Below are 25,278 nucleotides of genomic sequence, written 5' to 3' on the forward strand. Positions count from 1 at the left end.
GGTCCATGAAGAACTCTGTCCGCCGCGGTGCGGCCGGTCTCGCCGCAGGCGTCGCGGTCATCGGGCTGCTCGCCGGCTGTGGCGACAAGGTCGTCAAGAAGGGTGACCTGCAGTCGCAGATCAAGGAGAAGGTCAGCGCCGCGGCGACCGGCTCCAAGGTCGGCGACGTCAAGTGCGACGACAACCTGAAGGCCAAGGTCAAGGCGACCACCGATTGCACCGTCGAGATCGACGGCAAGCAGCAGAAGATCACCGCGGTCGTCGACAAGGTCGACGGCGACAAGGTGAGCTACAGCATCAAGCGCAAGGGATGACCTGCGAGCGCCGGACCCGCGTATGGCGGTCCGGCGAGCTGGACCGCAGCGATGTCTCGCTGTCCGACCTGCCGCAGCTGCTGTCGGCGGAGGACACCTTGACGTGGGTCGATCTGGTCGACCCCGAGCACACGGACGTGCGCGAGCTGGCTGCGGCGATCGACCTCGACGAGCACACGGTCGAGGATGCGCTGACGCAGCACGAGCGGCCCAAGGCCGTGCGCTTCGAGTCCTACTTCTTCATCACCTGCTTCACGGTGTCCCAGCTGGCCGATGACAGTGACCTGCACCGAATGTCGATCATCGTGCTCCCCCGAGCCGTCGTCACGGTGCGCCTCGGCGACAACTTCCCGGTGAGCGACGTCGAGGACGCGCTGTCGGACAACCCGGACCTGGTCCGACTCGGCGCCAAGGCGCTGCTGCACACCATCCTGGACACCGTCGTGGACGACTACTTCGACGTCACGACCCGCATCGACGACCAGGTCGACGAACTGGAGGATCGCCTCTTCGCCGAGCAGCACGCCGGACCGCAGATCGCCCGGGAAGCGTTCAGCCTGCACAAGCGGATCGGCCGGATGCGCCGGGTTGCCCTGCCGATGCGCGAGGTCGTCACGACGATCCTGCGACGCATCGGCGGCGAGGACCAACAGCACGATCTCCTGCCGTTCTATGAGGACCTCTACGACCACACCATGCGCGTCGCCGAGTGGACCGAGTCGCTCCGGGACACCATGGAGACAGTGCAGGACACGAATCTCGCGCTCGGTGACGCCGCGCTGAACAACATCATGAAGAAGCTGACCTCGTGGGCGGCGATCATCGCGGTCCCGACGCTGATCACCGGGTGGTACGGCCAGAACGTGCCCTACCCGGGCTTCAACCAGCACTGGGGGTTCTGGTTCAGCACGATGCTGATGGTCGTCCTCGCGGTCGGCCTGTATGCCGTGTTCAAACGCCGAAACTGGTTGTGACTCAGTCGCTTCGATCCACGGTAGGGTCGGGCGCCATGGGGACGAGGGGAGGCCGCGGCGCGGCCGGGATCATCACTGCCGCACTGGTGGCCGGAGCACTCGGCGGCTGCACCAGCGGAGCACCAGAGGTGAGCGCGACGTCGGCAACGTCATCGCGCGCGGTGCCGTCGAGGGCGAGCACGACACCACCGACCGGATCCCCTTCGTCGGGGACGACGGGCAATCAGCAGGATCTCGAGGCGAAGATCGTCGCGGGCGCCCCACCGAAGGATCTGACCTGGCGCTATCCCCGTCCGCCGGCGTCCTGGAAGAAACTGAAGACCGATCGCGGCACCATGCAGTGGCAGGTCGCGGGCCGCTGCGTCATCACGCTGGGACAGCCCGCCGGCCTCGGCACTGCGGCAACGCCGGACTCCCGGGACGTCCTCGAGCACACCGCCGAACAGAACTCCACGGCCTTCCCCGGCAAGCCACAGCCGACCTACCACGGTCGACGGACGCGCCTGGTGACGAACTTCGTCGACGGGCTGCAGGGAACGTCGCAGGTGACCATGCAGGAGTCGTTGGTCCACTACGGCAGGTCCGGCCGGTCCCGGATCGTCGCCTATCGGAGCGGGGACTTCGCGCTCACCGCGGTGAGCGTCTGTGGCACGCGACAACTCTTCGCGTCGGCCTCGAAGTCCGAACTCGACCCGTTCATCAACAAACTGCAGGTGCGCACCACCTACTGATCGCACGTCGCATGACGACGAGGAAGGACCGAGATCCCATGCACAAGAACGTCATTGCCGGCGTCACTGCCGGCGTCGGTGTCCTGCTCGCCGCGTCGGTCACGGGATGTCAGGACGGTGCGTCGAGCACCGTCACGACCCCGTCGGCCACCGTTGCCGGCACGCGCACGGCCGAAGCGGCCGTCCCGACGGCGTCCGCTCCAGCAGCGACAACCGACGATGGGTCGGAGCAGACGCGGGTCCGGGCCTCCCATGATGCGCACAAAGCACCGATCGACCTCATCTGGCGCCTGCCGAAGGACCCCTCGACGTGGACGAAGCTGCCGAAGAAGCAGGACGGGCTGCAGCAGTGGTTCGTCAAACCCGGCTGTTACGTCCGGCTGTGGCAACTCGACGGGGCCGGGGGTGCACACCCGATGACGAACCGGGATGTACTCGAGAAGATCGCCGTCGACAATTCGTCGCTCTTCCCCGGCCATCCCAAACCTGCCTATCGCAGCAGGACGACGACGAAGCTCAACGCCTTCGTAGCCGGCCTCAGCGACGTCGGGCACGTCACCATGGCCGACTCCACCGTCGACTACGGCAAGGCCCGGGCCCGGATCATCGCCTATCGCGACGGCGATCTCGCTCTCGCGTACACCGGTTACTGCCGTACGGCGGCGGACTTCACCAAGGTGGCAACCTCCGACTTCGATCCCTGGCTGCAGGATCTCGCGGAGGAGAGCACCTACTGAGGCCTCTGGTGAGGCGACCGCTCAGTCCGTGGTCAGCGATTTTCGCGATCGGCACGCCCGGCCGGTAGGGGATGTGCAGGTAGGAAGGCGCATCGAGCACGGTCAGATCCGTGCGGGCACCAACGCGTATGACGCCGATGTCGTTGCGGCGCAGTGACTTCGCCGCACCGGATGTTGCAGCGAGCAACGCCTCCGCGGGCGTCATACCCATGTCCCGGACGGCGACCGCAATCGCGAACGGGATCGAGCTGGAGTAGCAGGTCCCCGGGTTGCAGTCGCTCGCCAACGCGACGCTCACGCCGGCGTCGATCAACCGACGCGCATCGGGGTATGGCGACTTCGTCGAGAACTCCACACCTGGCAACAGTGTTGCCACCGTTGACGATCCGGCCAATGCGTCGACATCGGCGTCGCTGAGGAAGGTGCAGTGGTCGACACTTGCCGCGCCGAGCTGGACCGCGAGACCGACACCGGGTCCGTGTCCGAGCTGGTTGCCGTGCACGCGGAGCTCGAGACCGGCATCGGCGCCGGCTCTCAGCACGCGCTCGGACTCCTCACCAGTGAAGGCGAAGGCGCTGTTGGGTTCGCAGAACACGTCGATCCACCGGGCGTATGGCGCACAGGCCGCGAGCATGTCGCCGCAGACCAGGGCGAGGTAATCACTGCGTCCGGAGTCGCCGTCGCGGAACTCCGGCGGGACAACGTGGGCGCCGAGGAACGTTGTCTCATCGGTGAATTCAGACGCGATCCGAAGTGCACGTGCCTCGTTGTCGATGTCGAGCCCGTAGCCGCTCTTGATCTCGACGACACCGGTCCCCTGCGCGCGCATCTCGGCGATCCGGCGCGCAAGCAGAACGCGCAGCTCGTCGTCGGTGGCGGCCCGAGTCGCCTTCATCGAGACCGCGATGCCACCGCCGTCATACGGCTCACCGGTCATCCGAGCGGCGAACTCCGCCGACCTGTCGCCGGCGAACACCAGGTGGCTGTGGCTGTCCACGAAGGAAGGGATCACCGCACAGCCACCGAGGTCGCTGCGCTCATCGGTGGCCGAGACGGCGGACGAGCGGCCGACCCATGCCACCTTCCCGCCCTCGACGACCACTGCCGCATCACGGATCAGACCGAGCGGCGAACCGTCGCCCTCCGGGTGCGTCGGGTCGTTGGTGACCAGCTCGCCGATGTTGGTCAGTGCAGTGGCGGTCATCGGTCCTCCCACAAGGTGTCGATGGCTTCGTTCAGCAGGTGCCCGACGTCACCGAGCCGATGCTGTCGGTCGGCGACCACCACCTCGCCGTCGCGGATCACGTCGGTGACGTCCGCAGCCGTTGCCGCAGTGTGCACGAATTCCGCTGGCACGCCTGCGGTTCGGGGAGAGGTGAGATCGACGGCCACCAGGTCGGCCTTGGCACCCACGCGCAGCGCTCCGGCCTCCGCCCACCCGATCGTGTCGTGGGCCGTGGCTGCCGCGAGCAGCTCGCCCTGGCCGATCCGGCCACGGTGCAGGCTGCGCAGCCGCTCGTGCGACTCCAGACCGCGGATCTCCTCGAACGGGTCGATGACCGCGTGCTGGTCGGAGCCCAGACTGAGACGCGCACCGGCGTCCAGCAGCTCGCGCGCCGGGCCGATGCCGTCCGCGAGATCCCGCTCGGTCGTCGGACAGAACGCGGCGGTGGCGTGCGCACCACCCAGGACGGCGATGTCCGCGTCGGTCAAGTGCGTGGCGTGCACCGCGGTGAACTCGCCGTCGACGGCGCCGGCCTCGGCGAGCAACTGCACCGGCGTCATCCCGTAAAACGCTTGGCACGCCTCATTTTCCGCCGGCTGCTCCGAGACGTGCGCGTGCATCGTCTGCCAGGTCTGCCCGAAGTGCGTGTATTGCACGAAGTCTCGCAACTGCTCGCGGGGCACAGCGCGCACCGAGTGGATGGCGGTGCCGACACGGCTCGTGGCGTCGTCCCACAACCGGGAGACCCGCTCGGCCCACCGCGAGACGTCCCCATCGCCGAACCGGCGCTGCTCGGTTGCGAGCGGCTGGTGCCCGTCAGCGGTCAATCCCCCTGCGAGATAACAGGTGTCGAGCAGGGTGAGCCGCACACCGGCCTCCCGGGCCGCCTGCTGCAGCGCCTCACCCATCGCGTTGGGATTGTCGTAAGGCGTGCCGTCGGGAGCGTGGTGCACGTAGTGGAACTCCCCCACGCTCGTCACCCCGGCCAATGCCATCTCGGCATAAGTCGCCCGGGCAAGAGCCAGGTAGTTGTCCGGGTCGAGACGCCGTGCTGCGTCATACATCCGGGACCGCCAGGTCCAGAAGGTGCCACCCTCGGAGTGTGTGCGGCCGCGCAGCGCGCGATGGAACGCGTGACTGTGCGTGTTGGCCAGACCGGGCAGGACGACTCCGGGCAGCCGGTGCGAATCGCCCTGCGGCTGCCCGGTCTCGATCCGGTCGAAGACATCACCTTCGATGTGGAAGGCAACGTCTCGCGCCAAACCACCTGGGAGTATGGCGAATTCGGCCCAGTAGGTCGTCATGAGGACAATTCCTGCACCACCGTGGTCAGCGCCTCAACTCCCTGCAGGCAGTCGTCCCGCTCCGCGAACTCCTCGGGCGAGTGCGACACACCGGTCGGGTTGCGGACGAAGAGCATCGACGTCGAGACCCCGGCCGTCGCCAGCACACCCGCATCGTGACCCGCACCGGTGCCGAGCATCGGCGTCTGCTCGCCGAGGATCTGCCGCAGCCGCCCAGACAGGTCGTCGTCGAACCGGGTCGTCTCGGTCCAGGACTCCTCGGTCATCGTTCCGCCACAACGTTCGGCGGCCTGCTCAACCGCGGAAACCGTTGCCCGCACGGCATTCTGGTCCGCGCCGCGAGCGTCCAGCCACAGCCGGACGTGCGAGGGTATGGCGTTCACCCCGCCCGGCTCCACCGCGATCTTCCCGGTGGTCGCGACGCAACCGTTCCTGGTCGCCGCTTCGCGGGCCGCAAGGACGACCTGCGCCGCGGACAGCATCGCATCGTGCCGATCCGCCAATGCCGTGGTGCCCGCGTGATTTGCCGTGCCGGGCAGGTCGATCCGCCACCGGCCGTGCGGCCAGATGTCGGTGCCGATCGCGACCGCCGACGTCGCCGGGTCGAGGTCGGCGAGAGCTCGACCCTGCTCCACGTGCAGCTCGACGAACTGGCCGATGCGGCGCAGCGCCTCGGGGTCCGGGCCGATCGCTGCAGGGTCGCGCCCCGCTCTGCGCAACGCCTCCGCCATGGAGATGCCGTCCGCGTCCGTCAGGCCGAGGGCTCGCTCCGCGGTCATGGCTCCGGTGATCACCCGTGATCCGGCGCAGGCGACGCCGAACCGCGCGCCCTCCTCGTCGCCGAAGTTGACGACCGCGAGAGGCCGTTTCGGAGTGAATCCCTTGTCCCGCAAGGCGTCCAGCGCTGCGAGCGCGGACACGACACCGAGCGGACCGTCATACGCTCCGCCGTCGGGGACCGAGTCCAGGTGCGAGCCGATGACGATTCCGGGGCCGTCGGCGTCCGGGTCTCCCCACCACGCCCACTGGTTGCCCATCCGGTCCTCGACCAGGTCGAGGCCGCGCCCTGCGCACTCTCCCGCGAACCACTCACGCAGCGTGTGGTCCTCGGCGGTCCAGGCGAAGCGCCGGTAGCCGCCGGACTGCGCACGGCCGACCGGGTCGAGGTCGCCCCACATCCGGTCGAACCCCAAGCTGGTCGAGTAGGGCGAGCCGCTAGGCGAGCCCGTATCGAGACCCTTGTCACTCATACGAGCTCCTCCTCGAGATCCGCCGGCAGGATCGAATGCTCGGGTGGCCGTGAGGTGGCACGCGCCCACGGGTAGTAGACCGCAGCCGTGATGACCAGGCCGACGATCCACGAAACGTCAGCACCATCAATCGCTTTCGCGATCGGCCCGGTGTAGAGACTCTGCGACAGGAACGGAATCTGCACGACGATGCCGATCAGGTAGGTCACCAGCCCGCAGACGTTGTAGCGGCCGTAGCGACCGTTCTCGTCATACAGCGCGGGGACGTCGACACGTTCCTTGGAGACCAAGTAGTAGTCGACCAGGTTGATCGCGCTCCAGGGGATGAAGACCGTCAACAGCAGCAGCACGAAGTTCTTGAAGTTGTCCAGGAAGTTCGCCGAGCCGGCCAGTGCGACCACGACCGAGCAGGCGAGGAAGCCGAAGACGAACGCGATCCGGGCCGCGGGTCGCACTGTGTCTCGGCGAGTGAATGCCGTTGTGGTCGTGAGCATCGTCATCGATCCGCCGTACGCGTTGAGCGTGTTGACGGTCAGTTTGCCGACCACGATGACGATGTAGATCACGAACGCGATGGCGCCGCCGCCGGCCAGGTCGCCGACGAAGCCGACCTGGTTGTCCAGGAACGTCGACTTCGGGATCGAGGCGATCAGCGCGCCGAGAGTCATCGACCACATCGAGCCGATCACGCTGCCCCCGAGGGTCGCCCAGAAGGTGCTGGCGATGGTGGTGTCGCGCGGCAGATAGCGGGAGTAGTCGGCGACATACGGGCCGAACGTGAGCTGCCAGCCGGCGCCGAGCGCGATGGCCAACAGGAACGGTGCGGCGTCGAAGTGCGGCGTACCGAACAGCGTGTGCGCACTGTTCTCGTGGAAGACCCGGAAGGTCAGCCAGGCGAAGCCGAGGAAGCCGAGCACGGTGGCCAGTCGCCCCAGCTTGTGGATCCACCGATAGCCGAAGGCCGCCACGACGAAGGTGAGGATCCCGAAGATGATGATGCCCACGGGTTTCGCGTCGATGTGCAGGATCTTGTTGATCGCCTGTCCGGAGAGGACGGTTCCGGTGGCCGCGAAGCCGAGGTACATGACGATCACGAGGACCAACGGCAGCGCAGCGCCGAAGACACCGAACTGCGCGCGGCTGCTGATCATCTGCGGCAGACCCAGGTGCGGGCCCTGCGCGGAGTGCAGCGCCATGACCGCACCGCCGAGCAGGTTGCCGATCAGCAGTCCGATGATCGCCCACATCGCGTCCGCGCCGAACACGACCGCGAGGGCGCCGTCGACGACCGCAGTGATCTGCATGTTCGCCCCGAACCACAGCGTGAACTGATTGATCGGTGAGCCGTGCCGTTCATGGCCGGGCACGACCTCGATGCTGCGCTTCTCGATCTGCGTTGCGCCGCCGACGGCCATCGCCTCACTCCTCCCGCATCGGAACGCGCACGCCGCGCTCGGTCGCCACGTCCTCGGCCCGGTCATAACCGGCGTCGACGTGCCGGATGACGCCCATGCCCGGGTCGTTGGTCAGCACGCGGGCCAGCTTCTGCGCGGCCAGCGGGGTGCCGTCGGCGAGGGAGACCTGGCCGGCGTGAATCGAGCGGCCGATGCCGACGCCGCCGCCGTGGTGGATCGACACCCAGCTCGCGCCGGAGCTGGTGTTGACCAGTGCGTTCAGCAGTGGCCAGTCGGCGATCGCATCGGATCCGTCTGCCATTGCTTCGGTTTCGCGGTATGGCGAGGCGACCGAACCACAGTCGAGGTGGTCGCGGCCGATCACGATCGGTGCGCTGACCTCGCCACGAGCGACCAGGTCGTTGAAGGCCAGACCGGCCTTGTCGCGTTCGCCGTAGCCGAGCCAGCAGATGCGGGCCGGCAGACCCTGGAAGGCGATCTTCTCCTTGGCACCACGCATCCACTTCTGGAGGCGGTCGTTGTCGGGGAAGAGGTCCATCACGGCCTTGTCGGTGGCGTAGATGTCCTTCGGGTCCCCGGACAGCGCCGCCCAGCGGAACGGGCCCTTGCCCTCGCAGAACAGCGGGCGGATGTATGCCGGGACGAAGCCCGGGAACTCAAACGCTCGCTCGTAGCCACCCTTGCGGGCCTCGTCGCGGATCGAGTTGCCGTAGTCAAAGACCTCGGCTCCGGCGTCCTGGAACTCGACCATCGCCTGCACGTGCTTGGCCATCGAAGCACGCGACCGGTCGGTGAACTCCTCGGGCTTCTTCGTGGCGTAGTCGTGCCAGTCCTCCGGCGAAATGTCTTCCGGTAGATAGGAAAGCGGGTCGTGTGCGCTGGTCTGGTCGGTGACGATGTCGATCGGCACGCCACGACGCAGCAGCTCGGGGAAGATCTCGGCGGCATTGCCGACGACGCCGACGGACCACGCACGGCGGTCGTTCTTGGCGGCGACGGCCTTCTCGATGGCGTCGTCCAGGTTGTCGGCGACCTCGTCGAGGTAGCGGTGCTCGACACGACGCCGCAGGCGGGACTCGTCCACGTCGACGATCAGGCAGGCACCGTCGTTCAGCGTGACGGCGAGCGGCTGGGCGCCACCCATGCCACCGCAGCCTGCGGTCAGCGTGAGGGTTCCGGCAAGGGTGCCGTTGAAGCGCTTCTCGGCGACGGCGGCGAAGGTCTCGTAGGTGCCCTGCACGATGCCCTGGGTGCCGATGTAGATCCACGAACCGGCGGTCATCTGGCCGTACATCGTCAGGCCGAGCTGCTCCAGACGACGGAACTCCGGCCAATTCGCCCAGTCCGGAACGAGATTGGAGTTCGCGATGAGCACACGTGGCGCCCACTCGTGCGTCTGCATGACACCCACCGGGCGTCCGGACTGCACGAGCATGGTCTCGTCGGCCTTCAGCTTCTCCAGCGTCCGGACCATCGCATCGAAGGATCGCCAGTCGCGTGCGGCGCGTCCGGTGCCGCCATACACGACGAGCTCGTCGGGGTGCTCCGCCACCTCGGGGTCGAGGTTGTTCATGAGCATGCGCATCGGGGCTTCGGCGGCCCAGGACTGCGCCGTGAGGTTCGTTCCGCGCGGGGCGCGTACCGGTCGTGCACCTTCCATGATCGTCAGATCCTTTCGTTGTCAGTCAATTTCGTTTGCTGGTCGAGTAGCCCGTGAGGAACGAGCGGGCGTATCGAGACCCGACGTCAGCGCAGCGCGCCGGTGACCCTCTCGGCAGCCGCAAGAGCTGCACCGGAGGCGACGAACTCGACGGCCTCCTCGATCTCGGGTGCGAGGTAACGGTCGGGTCCGGGGACGCCGACGTTCGGCAGCGCCGTGAGGACGGCGCCCGTCGCCGCGGACGGCTGCAGCGGCGTACGCAGCCGGATACCGCGCGCGGCGGTCAGCAGCTCGATCGACAGGACCCGGCGCAGACCGTCCACCGAGCGGCGCAGCTTGCGGGCACCGGACCAGCCCATCGAGACGTGGTCCTCCTGCATCGCGCTCGACGGGATGGAGTCGACCGAAGCCGGGTTTGCGAGCCGTTTGAGCTCGGAAACGATTGCTGCCTGGGTGTATTGGGCGATCATGTGCCCCGAGTCGACGCCCGGGTCGTCGGCCAGGAACGGCGGCAGGCCGTTATTGCGGGCGACGTCGAGGAAGCGGTCGGTGCGCCGCTCGCTGATGCTCGCGAGATCCGCGGTCACGATTGCGAGGAAGTCCAGGACGTAGGCGACCGGGGCACCGTGGAAGTTGCCGTTGGACTCGACTCGGCCGTCCTTGGTGACGACCGGGTTGTCGACGGCCGCGGCCAGCTCGGCGTTCGCCACGCTCGTGGCATGCGCGATTGTGTCCCGCACACCGCCGGCGACCTGCGGCGAACAGCGCAGCGAGTAGGCGTCCTGCACACGGGTGCACGCGGCGGGGTCGCGGTGACTCTCGCGGATCTCGCTGTCCTTCAAAAGGATCCGCAGGTTCGCGGCGCTGTCGGCCTGGCCGTGCTGCGGGCGCAGCTCGTGCAGGTCGGCGGCGAAGACGTCGTCGGTGCCGAGCAGGCCCTCGACGGACATGGCGGCCGTGATGTCGGCGACCTTGGTCAGCTCGGCCAGGTCGGTGATCGCCAGGCAGAGCATCCCGAGCATGCCGTCGGTGCCGTTGATGAGGGCCAGGCCCTCCTTCTCCCGGAGCTCGACCGGCGTCAGGCCGGCGGCGGCGAGCGCGTCCGCCGCGGACTGCTGCACGCCGTCCGCGTTGCGCACCTCACCCTCGCCCATCAGCGCCAGCGCACAGTGGGCCAGCGGCGCGAGGTCACCGGAGCAGCCGAGCGATCCGTATTCGCGGACGCACGGGGTGATGCCGGCGTTGAGCATGCCGACATACGTCTGCAGCACCTCGGGACGGACACCGGTGCGACCGGTCGCCAGTGTGCTGATGCGCAGCAGCATCAGTGCACGGACGACCTCACGCTCGACCTCGGGGCCGGAGCCGGCGGCGTGGGACCGGACCAGGGAGCGCTGCAGTTGAGCGCGCGACTCGACGGGGATGTGCTTGGTCGCGAGCGCGCCGAAACCGGTGGACACGCCGTAGTGCGGGATCGGGTCGTCGGCCAGCCGCTCGATGATCGCGCGGCTGCGCTCGACCTCCGCCAGGGACTCCGCGGAGATCTCGACCGCGGCGTCATGGCGGGCGACGGCGACGACATCGGCGATGGAGACGGCACCAATCCCTACGACAACTGTTTCGCTCATGTGACCCATTGCATACCCGCCCCCGGATCGGCGGTAGCGCCTGACGACTCTTACCGTCTCGGATCTGAGACACTGCGAGGTATGGCGAACGCACCCGCCGCGGCCTCCGCCGTCGCCCTGCTGCAGTTGCTGGCACGCCATGCCGAACCGATGCCGGCCGCGGCGATCGCGCGCGAGCTGGATCTCCCGCGATCCTCGACCTACCACCTGCTGGCCGTGCTCGCCGACTCCGGATTCGTGACGCACCTGTCGGACGACCGCCGATGGGGCCTCGGCGTCGCCGCGTTCGAGCTGGGCACGGCATACGTCCGACAGGCGCCGTTGCAACGGATCGCGCGGCCGGTGCTGACCCGCCTGGTGGAGGCGACCACGCACAACGCGCACCTGGCAGTGCTGCACGGGCGGGATGTGTTCTACGTGATCGAGGAGCGCGCCCCGCGCCGGCCGTCACTCGTCACCGACGTCGGTGTGCGCCTGCCGGCCTCCGTCACGGCGTCCGGGCTCGCCATGCTGGCGGCGCTCCCTGCGTCGCAACTGCGCGCGCTCTACCCGGATCGGGCGTCCTTCGTGCAACGCAACGGTCTCGGACCGACCTCGCTGACCGTCCTCAACTCGGAGCTGGCGCAGGTACGACGTCGTGGGTATGCCGTCGAATCGGGTTCGGTGTCAAAGGGTTTCGCGTCCGTCGCGGTCGCCGCCCTGGACCACAACGGTGGACCGGCCGCCGGAATCGCGGTGACCTACCCGGCCGAGGACCCACCACCGGCCGGGCCCCTCGTCGCGGCGGTGCGCTCCGCCGCGGCAGAGCTCAGCCGCCGCCTCGGCCACCGCCCACAGATGCTGGTCGAGTAGTCCGAGCCCCTGGGCAAGGACGTATCGAGACCGCCAACCTTCCCGAATGACGGCTTCTTCGGCGAGTGACGGCCCTATACGACCGTCATTCGCCGAGAGAGCCGTCATTCGGCGTGAAGGGGGTTGTGCGCCGGCACTCGTCAGCTCGGCCGGATCAGGCCGCGGCGCGGTCGGCGACGACCCGCAGTGCGCCGCGTGCTGCGCGGCGGCCGGCGCGGGTCGCGCCGAGCGTCGAGGCGCTGGGGCCGTAGCCCACGACGAACAGCCGCGGCTCCTTGATCACCGACACGTCGTCGTCGGCGACGAGCAGCCCGCCGCCGGGTTCGCGCAGCTTCAGCGGCGTCAGGTGACCCAGCGAGGGTCGGAAGCCCGTCGCCCACAGGATCGCGTCCACGTCCTCGTGACTGCCGTCGGTGAAGTCCACGCCGCGCTCGGTGAGCCGGTCGATCCCGCCACGACTGACGAGGGTCCCGCGCGCGATGCCGGCGTCGTACTCAGGGCGCCGCAGGAGTCCGGTGTTGGAGACAACGGAACCGGCCGGCAGTCCGGCCCGGGTCTTGGCCGCCACGCGCCGCTCGACCTCGGCGCCCCATCGCGGGCCGACCGGCCGGTCGATCCATTCGGGCGGGCGGCGCGTCGACCAGAGGGTGGCGACGTCATACCGCTCGAGCAGCAGGAGGAACTGCACGGCCGATGCTCCGCCGCCGACGACGAGGACGCGCTTCCCGAGGAAGTCCTCCGGGGCGTGGAAATCCTTGGTCGTCAATTGGATCCCACCGAATCGCCCCGGGTATGACGGCACGTACGGCCGGTCCCAGGTGCCCGTAGCGCTGATGACCGCGTCGGCGACGTACCGCCGTTGCTCACCGTCCTGTTCGGCACGGACAACCAGCGGGTCGCCCGCACTCTCGACAGTGCTGACCCGCCAGGGTCGCTGCACCCGCAGGCCCTCGTGCTGCTCGTAGGCGCCGTAGTAACGCTTGACCACCTCGCGCGCCGGCTCGGTCGGATCGGGAGCGCCGAGAGGGAAATCCGGCAGATCGTGGATGCCGTGCACGGTGCCCAGCGTGAGCGCGTCCCAGCGATGGCTCCACGCCCCGCCCGGCGTCGGGTTGGCGTCGAGCACATCGAAGTCGACACCCGGCTGCAAACCCGCCTTGCGCAGGAAGTGGCCCGCGGACAGCCCGGCCTGGCCGGCACCGATGACCACCACGTCCCGTCGTAGCGTCGGCACGGGTGCGGAGGTCATACCGAGGTGAACGATGGCGCGGAAGCGCTCATTCCCGCGGTGACGGGACCTCGAGACGCTCCTTCGTCGCTCCTCGGCCACCTCTGCCTGGAAGGATGCACACCATGCCGACCAGCCGCGCCGAACGCGAAGCCGACCTGCGCACCTACTACGACAACGAAGCGCGCGACCGCCGCGCCAACGAACTCCCCACCGAACGCGTGCAGCGTCGCGACGACTTCATCCGGCTGGTGCAGCACGAAGGTCGCACGTCCGTGACCGAGATCGGCACCGGCCCGGGTCGCGATTCGATCGCCTTCCGGGATGCGGGTCTCACCTTCCGCGGCCTCGACCTCGCACCCGAGAGCGTTGCCCTGTGCCGACAGGCCGGACTCGATGTCCAGGTCGGATCCGCGCTCGAACTACCTTTCGACACAGCCGAATTCGATGCGGCATACACGGCCAGCACGCTGCTGCACGTCGCCAACGAGGACCTCGACACCGCCGTCGCCGAGCTGGCCCGTGTCGTGCGGCCCGGCTCGCCCGTCGCGATCGGCGTGTGGGGTGCACCGGCAAGCCGCGAAGAGCGCTGGGGCAGCTCGGCATACGGGCCGCCGCGCTTCTTCTCGCTCCGGTCCGACGACGATCTGCGGACAACGCTCGCCCGGCACGGCACGGTCGAGACCTTCGAGACGTGGCCGGCCGGCGACGACTCCGACCTGCACTATCAATGGGCGGTCCTGCGCACCGACTAACGTCGGTCCCATGCGTGCGATCACCCTGCCGAGCTTCGGCGACGAGTCCGTGTTGACGCTCTCCGACATACCCACACCGACGATCGGCGACGACGAGGTGCTCGTCGACGTCGCCGCTGCGGGCGTCAACCGCGCGGATCTGATGCAACGCCAAGGGTTCTACCCGCCACCCAAGGGCGAGTCCGAGATCCCCGGCCTCGAGGTCAGCGGCACGATCAGCGCCGTCGGCTCGGCGGTCACCGGGTGGTCCGGCGGCGACCAGGTGTGTGCATTACTGGCCGGCGGCGGGTATGCCGAGCAGGTCGCCGTCCCCGTCGGGCAGCTGCTGCCCGTGCCCGCCGGCATCGAGCTCGTCGACGCCGCGGCTCTGCCGGAGGTCGTCTGCACCGTGTGGTCCAACGTCTTCATGACCGCACGCCTGCAGCCCGGCGAGTTGTTGCTCGCGCACGGCGGGTCCAGCGGCATCGGGACGATGGCCATCCAGCTCGCCAAGGCGTTCGGTTCACGGGTCGCGGTGACCGCCGGATCCGCCGAAAAGCTCGACCGCTGCGCGGAACTCGGCGCCGACATACTCATCAACTACCGCGAGCAGGACTTCGTCGAGGTCATGTCCGCCGAGGGCGGTGCGGACGTCATCCTCGACGTGGTCGGCGCGAAGTATCTGGCCCGCAATGTTGCCGCCCTCGCCAAGGACGGCCGGCTGGACATCATCGGCATGCAGGGTGGCCGCACCGGCGAGCTCGACATCGCGGCTCTGCTGGCCAAGCGTGGTTCGGTGATCGCGACCGGCCTGCGGGCACGGGACCGCGCCGACAAGGCGCGGGTGGTCACGAGCGTCCGCGAACACGTGTGGCCGCTGTTGGAGAGCGGCGCCGTGCGCCCTGTCGTGCAGGAGACTCTGCCGCTGGACCGTGCCGCCGATGCCCACCGGGCACTCGCCGAGTCGCAGCACATCGGCAAGCTGCTGCTCACTCCCTGAAGCGGCCGGGGACCGGATGGATCTCGGTTTGGCACTATGGGTGCCATGACGCCGGACGAGAACCAGGACGAACAACAGCGCATCGTCGTCGTGACCCAGGACGGCATGGGGGTCGCCTCGCCACCGAGCGATGCCAAGGACGACGACGGCGACGCCGCAGCGACCGAGGCCACGGTCGAGGAGAACCCGGCCGACCTGGTCGAGCGTCCCGCGAAGGTCATGCGGATCGGCTCGATGATCAAGCAGTTGCTGGAGGAAGTGCGCAACGCACCGTTGGACGACGCGGGGCGGAAACGGCTGGCCGACATACATCACCGGTCGATCGCCGAGCTCAAGGAAGGCTTGGCACCCGAACTCGTCGAGGAACTGGACCGGATCGCCCTGCCGTTCAGCGAGGAAGCTCCCAGCGACGCCGAGTTGCGCATCGCCCAGGCACAGCTGGTCGGCTGGCTCGAGGGGCTCTTCCACGGCATACAGACCGCGATCGTGGCGCAACAGATGGCATCGCAGGCACAACTGCAGGCGATGCGCCGCGGGCTGCCGCCGGGCCACGGGGTCGACCCCGCGCACGACGGTTCCGGGCCGGCGGGCCCGACCGGGCAGTACCTCTGAGTCTCGCGGTGCCGCTCCGCCGTTCCCGCTGGGCGGGTCCGGCGACGCGGTCCTGGCTGCTCGGGTTCGCCGCGTTCGTGGTGGCGCGAGTGGTCGGCCTCTGCTGGCTGCTGTATGTCGGACATCGCAATGACAAGTCGCTGCACTCCATGCTCGCGGCCTGGGACGGCCAGTGGATGCTGGCGCTCGCCGGTCGGGGCTACGACCACATCCCGGTGGACCTCACGGACGCGCACGGCCGGCTGACCTCCGACACGTCATACGCGTTCTTCCCCGGATACCCGATGGTCGTTCGTGCCGTCGGTGCACTCCCCGGAATGAGCACGTATGCCGCCGCGATCCTGACCAGTGTCGTCGCCGGCGCCGCCGCGACCGTTGCGGCATACCGGATCGGTCGCTGGTGCGCGCTGCACAGGTGGCCGGAGGACGAACGCCGCGGCGACCTGGCGGGAGTCATCATGGCGCTGCTCTTCGCGGCGACCCCGATGAGTGTGGTCCTCACGATGGCCTACACGGAGGCGATCTACTGCGCCTTCGCCGGCTGGGCACTGTGGATGATCCTCGAAAAGCGTTGGATCGCAGCGGGATTGCTTACGATGTGCGCCGGGCTCACCCGAACGACCGCGGTGGCGCTGATCGCCGTGCTGGTGATCGCGGCGTTCATCTCCCGGCGCGACGGTTGGCGACCCTGGGTCGGTGCTGCGCTCGCTCCACTGGGCTGGCTGTTCTGGATGGTGTTCGTCGGGTTCCACGTCGGCGCGCCGACCGGGTGGTTCCGGGTGCAGAGCAACGGTTGGGGCACGCGCTTCGATGCCGGCGCGGCCACCGTGCGGTATCTGGTCGACACGCTGTCGCTCAACCAGACCGCCGGGGATGTCATCACGGCGTGGGTGATCCTGGCGACCGTCGTGCTGATCGCATTGACCTTCGTCACCCGATTGCCTTGGCAGGTCAGCTTTTACGGTGCCCTCGCCGCCTCGACCGTGTTGCTGTCGACCGGCCTGATGAACTCCCGGGTGCGGCTGCTGTTGCCGGCCTTCGTGCTGCTGACACCCGTCGCCCTCGCCCTGGCGCAGCGCTCCCGCACCACGCAGGTGACGGTGGGCGCCGCGGCTACCGTCACCAGCGCGTGGTTCGGCGCCTACATGCTCGGGATCTACCCCTACGCGATCTGACGCATCGGGCCGCGCTCACACCCGGCGAGCCAGGTGCACGGTGATGTCCGCACGCAACTCGACCACATCCGGCAGAACCTTCGCGATCGCGGCGAGCGCGGCTGCGCGCTCATCCTCGCTCAGCACGAGGTATGCCGAGACGGTCGACAGCAGTCCGACATACTCCGTCGACGTCAGCTCGAAGAGCTGCTCCACCACCGTCTCGCGCACATCGGTGAACCTCGCATCATCCACGAGTTCCGTTGCCGGCCAATGCAGGTCGCTGTCCGGTGCATGCCCCATGTGCGGCGCGGAATCATCGGCGAGCCACGGTTGATGCGCCAGCCGAACCGCCTCGACCAGACCTTCGTCAGCGAGCTCGGGCTGACCACCGAAATTCGCGAACACCCCACCCGGTGTCAACAGCCCGGCGATCCGATCCCACCGGCCGGCCGGCTCGGTCCAGTGCAGCGCGGCCGCGACGAAAACCAGATCGAAGGGTCCGAGCACCGGCAGTTCCTCGAGCGAGGCGTGGACAGTCGCGACCTCGGGCAGCCTGCGGTGCAGCGCGTTTAACATGCCGCCATCCGGCTCACTCGCCGTCACTGAAACTCCGCGCCGCACAAAGATGCTGGTCGCCTTGCCGGTGCCGGCTCCGAGCTCCAGCGCAGTCCGGACGGGGCCTTCGGCATACTCCACCACCAGCGCCGCGACCTGATCCGGGTACTCCGGCCGATACCGGTCATAGGCCGCAGCCGCCGCGCCGAAGCTGCGGGATCGCTCTGTGCTCACCCGATGACTATCGTCGCGAGGCACCGCAACGGGCAACCGAGTTTCCCTCAGTCCGGGAGGAGTTCGGCCACCAGCAGTCCCACTCTGTCGCGGATGTCGTCCCGCACCCGGCGGACGACCGAGAGCGGCCGGCCGGCCGGGTCGGTGAGCGGCCAGTCCTCGTAGCGCTTACCCGGGAAGTAGGGGCAGGTGTCCCCGCAACCCATGGTGATCACGACGTCGACACCTTGGACGAGCTCGGGGGTGAGCAGGCGCGGCTGCGCCGCGGTGATGTCGATGCCGACCTCTGCCATGGCCTCCACCGCGACAGGATTGATGCCGTCGGCCGGCTCGGTTCCCGCGGAATAGATGTCGATCCGGTCATCGGCGAGTTGGCGCAGCCAACCGGCGGCCATCTGCGACCGGCCTGCGTTGTGGACACAGACGAACAGCACGCCCGGCTTGCCCGCGCTCATGCGATCTCCTCCCCGGTGACGGCCACCGGCTGGGTGTTGTTGGAGTAGAAGCGGTTTCGCACGGCGAGCGCGGCATACACGAGCGCGACCAGCACCGGCACCTCGATCAACGGCCCGACGACTCCGGCCAGCGCCTGTCCCGAGGTGGCGCCGAAGACACCGATGCACACGGCGATCGCGAGCTCGAAGTTGTTGCCCGCGGCCGTGAACGCAACCGTGACGGCCTTGGCGTAACCGAGCCGCAGCCGATGCCCGAGCGCGAAGCTGGCGGTGAACATGACTGCGAAATAAGCCAATAGCGGTATGGCGATGCGCACGACGTTCCATGGCTGCGTGGTGATCGTGTGCCCCTGCAGGGCGAAGAGGACGACGATGGTGAAGAGCAGCCCGTAGAGCGCGACCGGTCCGATCCTCGGCAGGAAGCGCTGTTCATACCAGGCGTCGCCCTTGGCGCGTTCGCCGATCGTGCGGGTGAGGAAGCCCGCCACCAGGGGTATGCCGAGAAAGACGAGCACCGACACCACGATCGTGCCGATGGAGAACGCCGCGTCCACCCGGTCCAGGCCGAGCCACCCGGGAAGGAGCTGCAGGTAGAACCACCCGAGGAGACCGAACGCGAGGATCTGGAAGACCGCGTTGATCGCGACGAGCACCGCGGCCGCCTGCCGGTCACCGCAGGCGAGGTCGTTCCAGATCAGCACCATCGCGATGCAGCGCGCCAGACCGACGATGATCAGCCCGGTCCGGTATGCCGGCAGGTCGGGCAGGAACACCCAGGCGAGCACGAACATCAGCGCCGGCCCGATCAGCCAGTTCAGCACCAGGGACGTCACCAGCATCCGCCGGTCGGCGGTGACCCGGCCGAGCCGGTCGTACCGCACCTTCGCCAGGACCGGGTACATCATCAGCAACAGACCGACCGCGATCGGCAGGCTGACCGATCCGACCTGCACCCCGTCCAGCCGGTCTGCGAGCGACGGGACGACCCGTCCGAGGACGAGGCCGAGCGCCATGGCCGCGATGATCCAGATGGGGAGGAACCGGTCCAGGATCGACAGTTTCGCCATGACCGGCTCGCCCCCGGCAGGCGTCGAGGTATGGCGCAGAGCGGTATCCGGCACCGCGTCAGACCTGCCCGGGCTTGCTGGCTCGGACCAGCGCGGAGTGCATCCCCGGTGCGGCCTCATGGGTGAAGGTGACCTCGGCGTCGACGAATCCGGCGGCGGCCAACCCGTCGAGGTACTCGGAGCGGGACAGGGCTCCGGCGATGCAGCCGACATACGACCCTCGCTCGGCGCGATCGGCGGGGCTCAGGTGGTCCTCGGCGACGACGTCGGACACACCGATGCGACCGCCGGGCGTGAGGACCCGGAACATCTCGGCCAGCACGGCCGGCTTGTCGGTCGACAGGTTGATCACGCAGTTGGAGATCACCACGTCGACCGCACCGTCCGGCAGCGGAACGTCCTCGATGGTGCCCTTCAGGAACTCCACGTTGGTGGCCCCCGCCTTCGCCTTGTTGGCGTTCGCGAGATCCAGCATCTCGTCGGTCATGTCGACGCCGTAGGCGTGACCGGTGGGTCCGACGCGTCGCGCCGACAGCAGGACGTCGATGCCGCCTCCCGAGCCCAGGTCGAGCACCTTCTCACCCTCGTGCAACTCGGCCACGGCCATCGGATTGCCGCAGCCCAGGGAGGCGGCGATGGCCTCGGCCGGCAGTTCGCCCTGCTCGTCCGCGGAGTAGAGGGCGGCGCCGAATGCGTCGTCCACCTCGCCGGAACCTCCGCAGCAGGAGGCGTTCTCCGTGGGACCGCAACACGATTGGTCGGCATCGACCACGGCCAGTGCGTCTCGGTTGCCGCGTGTGACGGCGTTGGCGGCAGCGGCATACCGCGTCCGGACCTGCTCCCGGACCTCGTTGTTCGTGTCAGTCACAGCAACCTCCGATTGATGAATGTCGATATGAGCATCGTGCCTCACATATCGACGATCGTCAATGCATGGGCGTAGGGTGGTGGCATGGCCACCAGGACCGAGCTGCCGATCACACCCGTGGGCATCGCCGCGTGCTGTTCCCCCTTGACCGGTGGTGCAATGGACGAAGCTGCTGCCCAGCAGTTGGCGCGCGTCTTCAAGGCACTCGGCGATCCGACCCGGGTCCGGCTCATCTCGCTGATCGCGGCGGCCGACGATGCCGAGGCGTGCATCTGCGACCTGACCGATCCGGTCGGACTGAGTCAGCCGACGGTGTCCCATCACATGAAGCTGCTCGCCGAGGCGGGGCTCGTCACGCGCGAACAGCGCGGCAAATGGGCCTACTACCGCATCGTCGACGACACCTTCGACGAGCTCCGGCGGGCCGTCAGCCTGGACCGCCGGCCGTAGCCGACAAGCCCTCCGTCATACGCCGACGACCCACTCGGCGTAGAAGACGCCGATTCCGGCGGCCACGCAAATGCCGCAGATGATCCAGAACCGCACGGTGATGGTGACCTCGGCCCAGCCCAGCAGCACGAAGTGGTTGTGGATCGGCGACATCCGGAAGAGCCGCTTGCCGACCCCGCCGTTCTTGCGCTTCGTCGCCTTGAAATAGCCGACCTGCAACATCACCGACACCGTCTCCAGCACGAAGAGTCCGCCGAGGATGATCATCAGCAGCTCGGTTCGCGTCATGATCGCCAGACCGGCCAGTGCTGCGCCGAGCCCGAGCGAACCGGTGTCGCCCATGAAGATCTTGGCGGGCGAGGCGTTCCACCACAGGAAGCCGAAACAGGCACCCATGACACACGCGGCGACGACGGCCAGGTCGAGCGGGTCGCGCACGTCGTAGCACTGCGAGGAGGTCACCCACTGGCAGTTCTGGTTGAACTGCCACACGCTGATCAGCACGTAGGCGCCGAAGACCATCACGCACGCACCGGCCGCCTGACCGTCCAGTCCGTCGGTGAGGTTCACGCCGTTGCTGGCGCCCGCGATCATGACGTTGGCCCAGAGCACGAAGAGGATGACGCCGATGACCGTCCCGGCGAACGCCAGGTTGATCCAGGTGTCGCGGACGAACGAGATGCGGTAGCTCGCCGGGGCGATCCCGCCCCTGCCGAAGCGGGTGGCCAGGACGGCGAACACGACCGACACCACGGTCTGCCCGATGAGCTTCTGCACCGACGTCAGGCCGAGCGAGCGTTCGTGGGTGATCTTGGTCCAGTCGTCCAGGAAGCCGACGAAACCGATGCCGACCATCAGGAAGAGCACGAGCAGCCCGGATGCGGTCGGCGCGTCCCAGGTCAGCAGGTGCGCGAGCAGATAGCCGACGACCGCACCGCCGAGGATCACGATGCCGCCCATCTGGGGCGTGCCGCGCTTGGTGTGGTGGCTGGTCGGTCCGTCGTCCCGGATGAACTGACCCCAGCCCTGCCGCTTGGCGAGCTCGATGAAGTATCGGGTGCCGATCAGGCCGACGAGGAGCGCGACGAGGGCTCCGATGAGGACGAGCTTCACCGGAGCGCTTCCGGTGGCAGTTGTGGCGTCGCCGGTGCGACCGAGGTCCTACGCATGCGTCGGTCCATCTTCTTGCTGAGACTCCACCTTGTGTCGACCGTGATCCGGCCCGTCCGGGCAGCGCGGATCACACCATCACTCCAGATGTATGACGCCCGGCGGCGCCCCGGGTTGCATCACGACCTCACGCTCTTGGCCGGAGATCGGCACGGATCGCCCATCGAGGCCGCCGCGTAGGCTCGACGACATGCTGATCTCGGAGGAATTCCTGCTGTTGGTCACCACCGACGAGGGCAAATGGCTGGCGAGCAGCCAGGCGGTGCCGATCGCACTGGCCGGCGGCCTGCTCGCGGAACTCGCGGCCAACGGCCGCGCAGCAGTCGACGACCGCGGGCGGCTCGCACCGCCGCCGACACCCGCGCCGCTCGGCGACCCGACGCTCGACCGTGCGCTGATCACCTTTCAGCAGAAGCTCGGCAAGAAGCCGAAGGACGTCCTCGGCAAGGTCGCCAAGGGGCTCGGGGACGAGCTGTACGACCGCCTCGCCGCGGCGGGGATCGTCGAATGCCAGCGCGGCCGTTTCCTGCGGCCGAACCGTTTCCCGGTCCGCAATCCCGCCATACGCAAGCAGACCTGGAACGACGTCGCCGCGGTCCTATCCGGCACCTCGACGCCGGACATGCGCACCGGCACGTTGCTCGGGCTGACGCTCGCGGCCGGAGCCGTCCCCGGCGTCTTCCCGCATGAACAGTTCGGTATGACGAAGAGGGACCTGACCCGACGGGCGAAGCAGATCACCGACGGCGACTGGGCTTCGGGCGCTGTCGGCCGCGCGGTGCATGACGCGCAGGCTGCCGCCATGGCGGCGACGATGGCCGCCGTCACCGCAGCGACCGCGGCGAGCACGGTCACGACCAACTGACCCGCGCCGGCGCCCGAGGTGCTGGACTGGCCGGTGTGAGCCTGCACATCGATCATCAGGGCGACGGCGAACCGCTGGTCGTACTCCCGGCCTTCGGCCTCGACCACGGGGCCATGGCTGCTGCGGTCGAGCCGGCCTTCGCCGCGGACAGCACCTGGCGGCGCTGGTATGTCGACCTTCCCGGCACCGGGCGCTCTCCTTCGGGTGAGCCTTCATCGGATGCGGTGCTCGACGAGTTGGTCGCAACCATCGAGGACCGACTCGGCACGGATCGCTTCGCCCTCCTCGGCTGGTCCTACGGCGCGTACCTCGGAGCCGGCCTGATCCGGCGTCGGTCGGAGCGCATCCTCGGCATGATGATGGTCTGCGCCGGCTTCAAGATCCGGCCCGCAGACCGCGATCTGACTGGCACACTGCGCTCGCGCCCCGAACCCGATTGGCTGTCGGCAGTGCCGCCATACCTGCACGAACACTTCGAGGAGGCGATCGGTCACCAGACTGTCGCGGCCGCCCGCCGTACGTCTGCCGCAATCCTTGCCAACGGCCCCTCCGATGATGCCTACCTGGACGCGCTGCGCGGCAACGGTTTCGCCCTGTCCGACGAGGAGGAACCCACCACACTCGACGCGCCGGCCTGCCTGGTCACCGGTCGACGCGATCGAATCGCGGGCTACCGCGACGCGATGCTCGGCGCGCCGTATCTGCCGCAGGCGGACTATGTCACTCTCGCGGACGCCGGCCATTACCTACCGTTCGAGCAGCCGGAGGTCTTCGCGATGCTCGTCCGGACCTGGCTCAGCCGGTGCCGGCCGAGCGATCAACCGAGGTAACGGGGAATCTTGGCGACCTGCGCGCCGAGTGCGTCGGCCTCGGCATCGGTCGCCACCCGTCGTCCGGTGCCGACGAGCAGTGCGTCCGCGTCGGAGAACGACAGCGGGAATGCCATGCCGAGGATCTTCTCGAGCATCGCTCGCGACTGCGCGAGCCCGTCCGCCGGTGGCTCGGGTGCGTTCGGCAGTTGGGCGATCAGGTCGAGGTGATGCAGCGTCCACTCCAGAACGTATGCCGTGAGGTAGTCGGCCGCCGTGAGGACCTGCCCCTGCGTGCTGACCACGGCTTCGGGATCGGCGAGCACGGCGGCGCGTCCCGCTGCCGAACCGAGGTCGTCGAGGTGGAAGGTGAGCAGTGACGGCTGCTCGTACGCGGCGGCAAGGCGGACGATCAACGCATCCAGCGGGTCGTCGCCGGTCGGCGGCTCGGCGGCGACGGCCCAGTAGGTCAACGCGTCGTGCGTCGGCGGACCATCGGCCGGCGTTGCGAGCGTGATGAGTACGTCTTGCGCGTCAATCACCAAGTGGCACACAAGATCTCGCACCAACCACCCGGCGCAGCCGGACGGCTGCGCGAAGTCCTCGTCCGCGAGCGAGGCGACCGCGCCGCGCAGAGCGGCCCACGACGTCGTGAAGGGTTCCACCGTCGCAACGTAACAGGATTCCGTCGCGGCGAAGCGATGGCCCGGGGCTGCCTGCGGGTCGGGATCGAGCAGAGCCACGGCACGCCATTTCATAATTTTGCTCGCTGAATCTACAGCCATTGGTGATCTTCGCCAGTAGGCAGTCAGTAGACGAAACAGCAAGCAGGGCAGGGTGATCCGCACCATCGTCACCGATCCAGTCATGTTAATGACACCACCGCCGAGCCGAGGAAACGAGTTCAGGCCTCACCGGCACCGATGCTGGCGGCTCAGCATCGGCTGGTTCCGGCGATCCGGTGCGGGATGAACGCTCCCCCGGCAAACGCCGCGTCGACGCACTCATGGACCTCATCGACGCGGAGCTGCCCGCCGCCTGGCCTGCACCGCAGATCTGATCCCTGTCGTCCTCGGCGGACCCAGCGAACCCCTCGATGTCGGACGCCGAGAACGATTCACCGCAACGGCTACACCGCGCTGGTCCGTCCCGACAGCGTGCACTGGAACCTCACACCCAGCCGCATGCCGGGCCACCACACCGCCGCAGCCTGAAAAGACATCAACCTCAGCAATATTCATCTCGCAGGGTTACTGAGAAGGTCGCAACGTAGTCACCCGGGCGCGGCCGCAACCCCGAGCCTGTCAGGCCACCAAACACGGAGTGATCTCATCCGCGCTGGCTACGGTGCATGTATGACGTCGAAAGCGATCACGACACGCGTGCTCCTGGCCCGGCATGCGGAGGCGGCATACGAATCCGACGGCAGCGGAGACAGCGGCGGCAGCCTGACTGCGCCGGGCCGGAGCCAGGCACGCCGCCTCGGCGAGCGGCTCGCAGCCCATCATCCGACAGCCGTCCTCTGCTCCGAACTGTCCCGCGCGGTGCAGACGGCAGAGATCGCAGCGAGCGTGCTGTCACTACCCGTCGAAGTCCGAGTCGGGTTGCAGGAGTACGACGTTGGCGATGAGCGCGGGCGCCCGTACAACCCGGCGGTGTTCGAGCCGGTGCAGCTGCACTGGCTGCGCGGCGAGCTGTCGGCCGGCATACCCGGCGGCGAAGACGGCCACGCAGTCGCGCGGCGCATGTTCGCAGTGCTGGAGACGATCTGCGCACACGCGCCCGGCGAGACCGTCGCCGTGGTGAGCCACGGGGGCGCGATCATCTCGGTGCTCGGGAGCATCGCCGCCGGGCATCCCGACCTGCCGGCCGACGGCAACGACATGCCCGGTTGCGACCTGTACATCCTGGAGTACGACGGCGATCGGTGGCGACTGACCCGCCGGGACCGCCCCTGAGGACCCGGACGGCGGCCCGCTCACCA

General features: G+C 68.4%; 26 protein-coding genes. 13 read left to right on the forward strand and 13 right to left on the reverse strand.

From position 1 onward, the window contains the following. Window positions 1-5: 5 nt before the first annotated feature. The 4 genes from ACZ50J_RS20560 to ACZ50J_RS20575 are packed head-to-tail and all read left to right on the forward strand — an operon-like array spanning window position 6 to window position 2,756. Window positions 6-314: a DUF4333 domain-containing protein gene (locus tag ACZ50J_RS20560; protein WP_464299014.1), complete on the forward strand. Its 309-nt coding sequence runs from the start codon at window positions 6-8 to the stop codon at window positions 312-314. Beyond that, window positions 311-1,288: a magnesium transporter CorA family protein gene (locus ACZ50J_RS20565; RefSeq protein ID WP_464299015.1), complete on the forward strand. Its 978-nt coding sequence runs from the start codon at window positions 311-313 to the stop codon at window positions 1,286-1,288. Before ACZ50J_RS20560 ends, ACZ50J_RS20565 begins: the two co-directional genes overlap by 4 nt. A 35-nt stretch (window positions 1,289-1,323) precedes the next feature. Beyond that, window positions 1,324-2,019, forward strand: coding sequence for a hypothetical protein (locus tag ACZ50J_RS20570; protein ID WP_464299016.1), 696 nt, complete (start codon window positions 1,324-1,326; stop codon window positions 2,017-2,019). Between the two features lie 38 nt (window positions 2,020-2,057). Then, window positions 2,058-2,756, forward strand: coding sequence for a hypothetical protein (locus ACZ50J_RS20575; protein ID WP_464299017.1), 699 nt, complete (start codon window positions 2,058-2,060; stop codon window positions 2,754-2,756). Here the strand turns inward: ACZ50J_RS20575 and hutI are convergent. The 6 genes from hutI to hutH form a co-directional block, all read right to left on the reverse strand. Next, window positions 2,689-3,960 carry an imidazolonepropionase gene (gene hutI / locus ACZ50J_RS20580; protein WP_464299018.1) on the reverse strand — a complete coding sequence of 424 codons (1,272 nt, stop codon included), beginning with the start codon at window positions 3,958-3,960 and terminating at the stop codon, window positions 2,689-2,691. The two genes, ACZ50J_RS20575 and hutI, sit on opposite strands and share 68 nt — an antisense overlap. Next, a complete protein-coding gene (locus ACZ50J_RS20585; protein WP_464299019.1) occupies window positions 3,957-5,285 on the reverse strand; it encodes a formimidoylglutamate deiminase in 1,329 nt (442 codons plus the stop codon). Before ACZ50J_RS20585 ends, hutI begins: the two co-directional genes overlap by 4 nt. Beyond that, the gene (locus tag ACZ50J_RS20590; RefSeq protein ID WP_464301377.1) at window positions 5,282-6,463 is read right to left on the reverse strand and encodes an allantoate amidohydrolase; all 1,182 of its coding nucleotides are present in this window, start codon (window positions 6,461-6,463) and stop codon (window positions 5,282-5,284) included. Before ACZ50J_RS20590 ends, ACZ50J_RS20585 begins: the two co-directional genes overlap by 4 nt. Window positions 6,464-6,531: 68 nt before the next feature. Further along, on the reverse strand, window positions 6,532-7,950 hold the full coding sequence (locus ACZ50J_RS20595) for a purine-cytosine permease family protein (RefSeq protein WP_464299020.1): 1,419 nt from the start codon (window positions 7,948-7,950) through the stop codon (window positions 6,532-6,534). Between the two features lie 4 nt (window positions 7,951-7,954). Further along, the gene (gene hutU / locus ACZ50J_RS20600) at window positions 7,955-9,610 is read right to left on the reverse strand and encodes a urocanate hydratase (protein ID WP_464299021.1); all 1,656 of its coding nucleotides are present in this window, start codon (window positions 9,608-9,610) and stop codon (window positions 7,955-7,957) included. An 86-nt stretch (window positions 9,611-9,696) separates the two neighbouring features. Then, window positions 9,697-11,238, reverse strand: a complete 1,542-nt coding sequence (hutH, locus tag ACZ50J_RS20605) for a histidine ammonia-lyase (RefSeq protein ID WP_464299022.1) — start codon at window positions 11,236-11,238, stop codon at window positions 9,697-9,699. An 81-nt stretch (window positions 11,239-11,319) separates the two neighbouring features. Between hutH and ACZ50J_RS20610 the strand changes: the two genes are divergently transcribed. Beyond that, window positions 11,320-12,090 (forward strand): IclR family transcriptional regulator, encoded by a 771-nt coding sequence (locus ACZ50J_RS20610; RefSeq protein WP_464299023.1) that lies wholly within the window; start codon window positions 11,320-11,322, stop codon window positions 12,088-12,090. A gap of 154 nt (window positions 12,091-12,244) precedes the next feature. Here the strand turns inward: ACZ50J_RS20610 and ACZ50J_RS20615 are convergent, their stop codons facing one another. Further along, window positions 12,245-13,339, reverse strand: coding sequence for a flavin-containing monooxygenase (locus tag ACZ50J_RS20615; protein WP_464299024.1), 1,095 nt, complete (start codon window positions 13,337-13,339; stop codon window positions 12,245-12,247). 104 nt (window positions 13,340-13,443) lie between these two features. Here ACZ50J_RS20615 and ACZ50J_RS20620 point away from each other — a divergent pair, with 104 nt between their 5' ends. Genes ACZ50J_RS20620 through ACZ50J_RS20635 form a run of 4 tightly spaced genes read left to right on the forward strand, consistent with a single transcriptional unit; the run spans window position 13,444 to window position 16,839 of the window. Next, on the forward strand, window positions 13,444-14,073 hold the full coding sequence (locus tag ACZ50J_RS20620) for a class I SAM-dependent methyltransferase (protein WP_464299025.1): 630 nt from the start codon (window positions 13,444-13,446) through the stop codon (window positions 14,071-14,073). Between the two features lie 10 nt (window positions 14,074-14,083). Continuing rightward, window positions 14,084-15,052, forward strand: coding sequence for an NAD(P)H-quinone oxidoreductase (locus ACZ50J_RS20625; RefSeq protein WP_464299026.1), 969 nt, complete (start codon window positions 14,084-14,086; stop codon window positions 15,050-15,052). A 45-nt stretch (window positions 15,053-15,097) separates the two neighbouring features. Continuing rightward, the gene (locus tag ACZ50J_RS20630) at window positions 15,098-15,664 is read left to right on the forward strand and encodes a bacterial proteasome activator family protein (RefSeq protein ID WP_464299027.1); all 567 of its coding nucleotides are present in this window, start codon (window positions 15,098-15,100) and stop codon (window positions 15,662-15,664) included. An 8-nt stretch (window positions 15,665-15,672) separates the two neighbouring features. Further along, window positions 15,673-16,839 (forward strand): hypothetical protein, encoded by a 1,167-nt coding sequence (locus ACZ50J_RS20635; RefSeq protein WP_464299028.1) that lies wholly within the window; start codon window positions 15,673-15,675, stop codon window positions 16,837-16,839. Between the two features lie 15 nt (window positions 16,840-16,854). Here the strand turns inward: ACZ50J_RS20635 and ACZ50J_RS20640 are convergent, their stop codons facing one another. The 4 genes from ACZ50J_RS20640 to arsM are packed head-to-tail and all read right to left on the reverse strand — an operon-like array spanning window position 16,855 to window position 20,000. Further along, window positions 16,855-17,610, reverse strand: a complete 756-nt coding sequence (locus ACZ50J_RS20640; RefSeq protein WP_464299029.1) for a class I SAM-dependent methyltransferase — start codon at window positions 17,608-17,610, stop codon at window positions 16,855-16,857. Between the two features lie 47 nt (window positions 17,611-17,657). Next, on the reverse strand, window positions 17,658-18,065 hold the full coding sequence (locus ACZ50J_RS20645) for an arsenate reductase ArsC (RefSeq protein ID WP_464299030.1): 408 nt from the start codon (window positions 18,063-18,065) through the stop codon (window positions 17,658-17,660). Further along, complete coding sequence (arsB, locus tag ACZ50J_RS20650; protein ID WP_464301378.1) at window positions 18,062-19,132, reverse strand: ACR3 family arsenite efflux transporter; 1,071 nt, start codon at window positions 19,130-19,132, stop codon at window positions 18,062-18,064. The genes ACZ50J_RS20645 and arsB overlap by 4 nt, the downstream gene beginning before the upstream one ends. A 58-nt stretch (window positions 19,133-19,190) precedes the next feature. Continuing rightward, window positions 19,191-20,000, reverse strand: coding sequence for an arsenite methyltransferase (gene arsM / locus ACZ50J_RS20655; protein WP_464299031.1), 810 nt, complete (start codon window positions 19,998-20,000; stop codon window positions 19,191-19,193). Window positions 20,001-20,084: 84 nt separating this feature from the next. Here arsM and ACZ50J_RS20660 point away from each other — a divergent pair, with 84 nt between their 5' ends. After that, window positions 20,085-20,450: an ArsR/SmtB family transcription factor gene (locus ACZ50J_RS20660; RefSeq protein WP_464299032.1), complete on the forward strand. Its 366-nt coding sequence runs from the start codon at window positions 20,085-20,087 to the stop codon at window positions 20,448-20,450. Window positions 20,451-20,465: 15 nt separating this feature from the next. Here the strand turns inward: ACZ50J_RS20660 and mraY are convergent, their stop codons facing one another. Next, window positions 20,466-21,563: a phospho-N-acetylmuramoyl-pentapeptide-transferase gene (mraY, locus tag ACZ50J_RS20665; RefSeq protein WP_464299033.1), complete on the reverse strand. Its 1,098-nt coding sequence runs from the start codon at window positions 21,561-21,563 to the stop codon at window positions 20,466-20,468. Between the two features lie 247 nt (window positions 21,564-21,810). Here mraY and ACZ50J_RS20670 point away from each other — a divergent pair, with 247 nt between their 5' ends. Together ACZ50J_RS20670 and ACZ50J_RS20675 are read left to right on the forward strand one after the other, a co-directional pair. After that, window positions 21,811-22,485 carry a GOLPH3/VPS74 family protein gene (locus ACZ50J_RS20670; protein ID WP_464299034.1) on the forward strand — a complete coding sequence of 225 codons (675 nt, stop codon included), beginning with the start codon at window positions 21,811-21,813 and terminating at the stop codon, window positions 22,483-22,485. A 35-nt stretch (window positions 22,486-22,520) separates the two neighbouring features. Then, on the forward strand, window positions 22,521-23,315 hold the full coding sequence (locus tag ACZ50J_RS20675; RefSeq protein ID WP_464299035.1) for an alpha/beta fold hydrolase: 795 nt from the start codon (window positions 22,521-22,523) through the stop codon (window positions 23,313-23,315). Here ACZ50J_RS20675 and ACZ50J_RS20680 read toward each other — a convergent pair. Beyond that, a complete protein-coding gene (locus ACZ50J_RS20680; protein WP_464299036.1) occupies window positions 23,303-23,959 on the reverse strand; it encodes a maleylpyruvate isomerase N-terminal domain-containing protein in 657 nt (218 codons plus the stop codon). The two genes, ACZ50J_RS20675 and ACZ50J_RS20680, sit on opposite strands and share 13 nt — an antisense overlap. Before the next feature lie 690 nt (window positions 23,960-24,649). On the opposite strand from ACZ50J_RS20680, the gene ACZ50J_RS20685 reads away from it, so the two are divergent. Beyond that, the gene (locus tag ACZ50J_RS20685; protein WP_464299037.1) at window positions 24,650-25,252 is read left to right on the forward strand and encodes a histidine phosphatase family protein; all 603 of its coding nucleotides are present in this window, start codon (window positions 24,650-24,652) and stop codon (window positions 25,250-25,252) included. Window positions 25,253-25,278 lie beyond the last annotated feature (26 nt).

Source organism: Flexivirga sp. G2 (assembly GCF_055397625.1).

Excerpts from the sequence above, each read along its gene's own strand:
- ACZ50J_RS20560 (WP_464299014.1), top strand. The coding sequence starts at position 6 with ATGAAGAACTCTGTCCGCCGCGGTGCGGCCGGTCTCGCCGCAGGCGTC.
- hutH (WP_464299022.1), bottom strand. The coding sequence starts at position 11,238 with ATGAGCGAAACAGTTGTCGTAGGGATTGGTGCCGTCTCCATCGCCGAT.
- ACZ50J_RS20645 (WP_464299030.1), bottom strand. The coding sequence starts at position 18,065 with ATGAGCGCGGGCAAGCCGGGCGTGCTGTTCGTCTGTGTCCACAACGCA.
- hutU (WP_464299021.1), bottom strand. The coding sequence starts at position 9,610 with ATGGAAGGTGCACGACCGGTACGCGCCCCGCGCGGAACGAACCTCACG.
- ACZ50J_RS20620 (WP_464299025.1), top strand. The coding sequence starts at position 13,444 with ATGCCGACCAGCCGCGCCGAACGCGAAGCCGACCTGCGCACCTACTAC.
- ACZ50J_RS20590 (WP_464301377.1), bottom strand. The coding sequence starts at position 6,463 with ATGTGGGGCGACCTCGACCCGGTCGGCCGTGCGCAGTCCGGCGGCTAC.
- ACZ50J_RS20615 (WP_464299024.1), bottom strand. The coding sequence starts at position 13,339 with ATGACCTCCGCACCCGTGCCGACGCTACGACGGGACGTGGTGGTCATC.
- ACZ50J_RS20610 (WP_464299023.1), top strand. The coding sequence starts at position 11,320 with ATGGCGAACGCACCCGCCGCGGCCTCCGCCGTCGCCCTGCTGCAGTTG.
- ACZ50J_RS20565 (WP_464299015.1), top strand. The coding sequence starts at position 311 with ATGACCTGCGAGCGCCGGACCCGCGTATGGCGGTCCGGCGAGCTGGAC.
- ACZ50J_RS20575 (WP_464299017.1), top strand. The coding sequence starts at position 2,058 with ATGCACAAGAACGTCATTGCCGGCGTCACTGCCGGCGTCGGTGTCCTG.
- ACZ50J_RS20625 (WP_464299026.1), top strand. The coding sequence starts at position 14,084 with ATGCGTGCGATCACCCTGCCGAGCTTCGGCGACGAGTCCGTGTTGACG.
- ACZ50J_RS20630 (WP_464299027.1), top strand. The coding sequence starts at position 15,098 with ATGACGCCGGACGAGAACCAGGACGAACAACAGCGCATCGTCGTCGTG.
- ACZ50J_RS20570 (WP_464299016.1), top strand. The coding sequence starts at position 1,324 with ATGGGGACGAGGGGAGGCCGCGGCGCGGCCGGGATCATCACTGCCGCA.
- ACZ50J_RS20670 (WP_464299034.1), top strand. The coding sequence starts at position 21,811 with ATGCTGATCTCGGAGGAATTCCTGCTGTTGGTCACCACCGACGAGGGC.
- hutI (WP_464299018.1), bottom strand. The coding sequence starts at position 3,960 with ATGACCGCCACTGCACTGACCAACATCGGCGAGCTGGTCACCAACGAC.
- ACZ50J_RS20585 (WP_464299019.1), bottom strand. The coding sequence starts at position 5,285 with ATGACGACCTACTGGGCCGAATTCGCCATACTCCCAGGTGGTTTGGCG.
- ACZ50J_RS20660 (WP_464299032.1), top strand. The coding sequence starts at position 20,085 with ATGGCCACCAGGACCGAGCTGCCGATCACACCCGTGGGCATCGCCGCG.
- ACZ50J_RS20685 (WP_464299037.1), top strand. The coding sequence starts at position 24,650 with ATGACGTCGAAAGCGATCACGACACGCGTGCTCCTGGCCCGGCATGCG.
- arsB (WP_464301378.1), bottom strand. The coding sequence starts at position 19,132 with ATGGCGAAACTGTCGATCCTGGACCGGTTCCTCCCCATCTGGATCATC.
- ACZ50J_RS20595 (WP_464299020.1), bottom strand. The coding sequence starts at position 7,950 with ATGGCCGTCGGCGGCGCAACGCAGATCGAGAAGCGCAGCATCGAGGTC.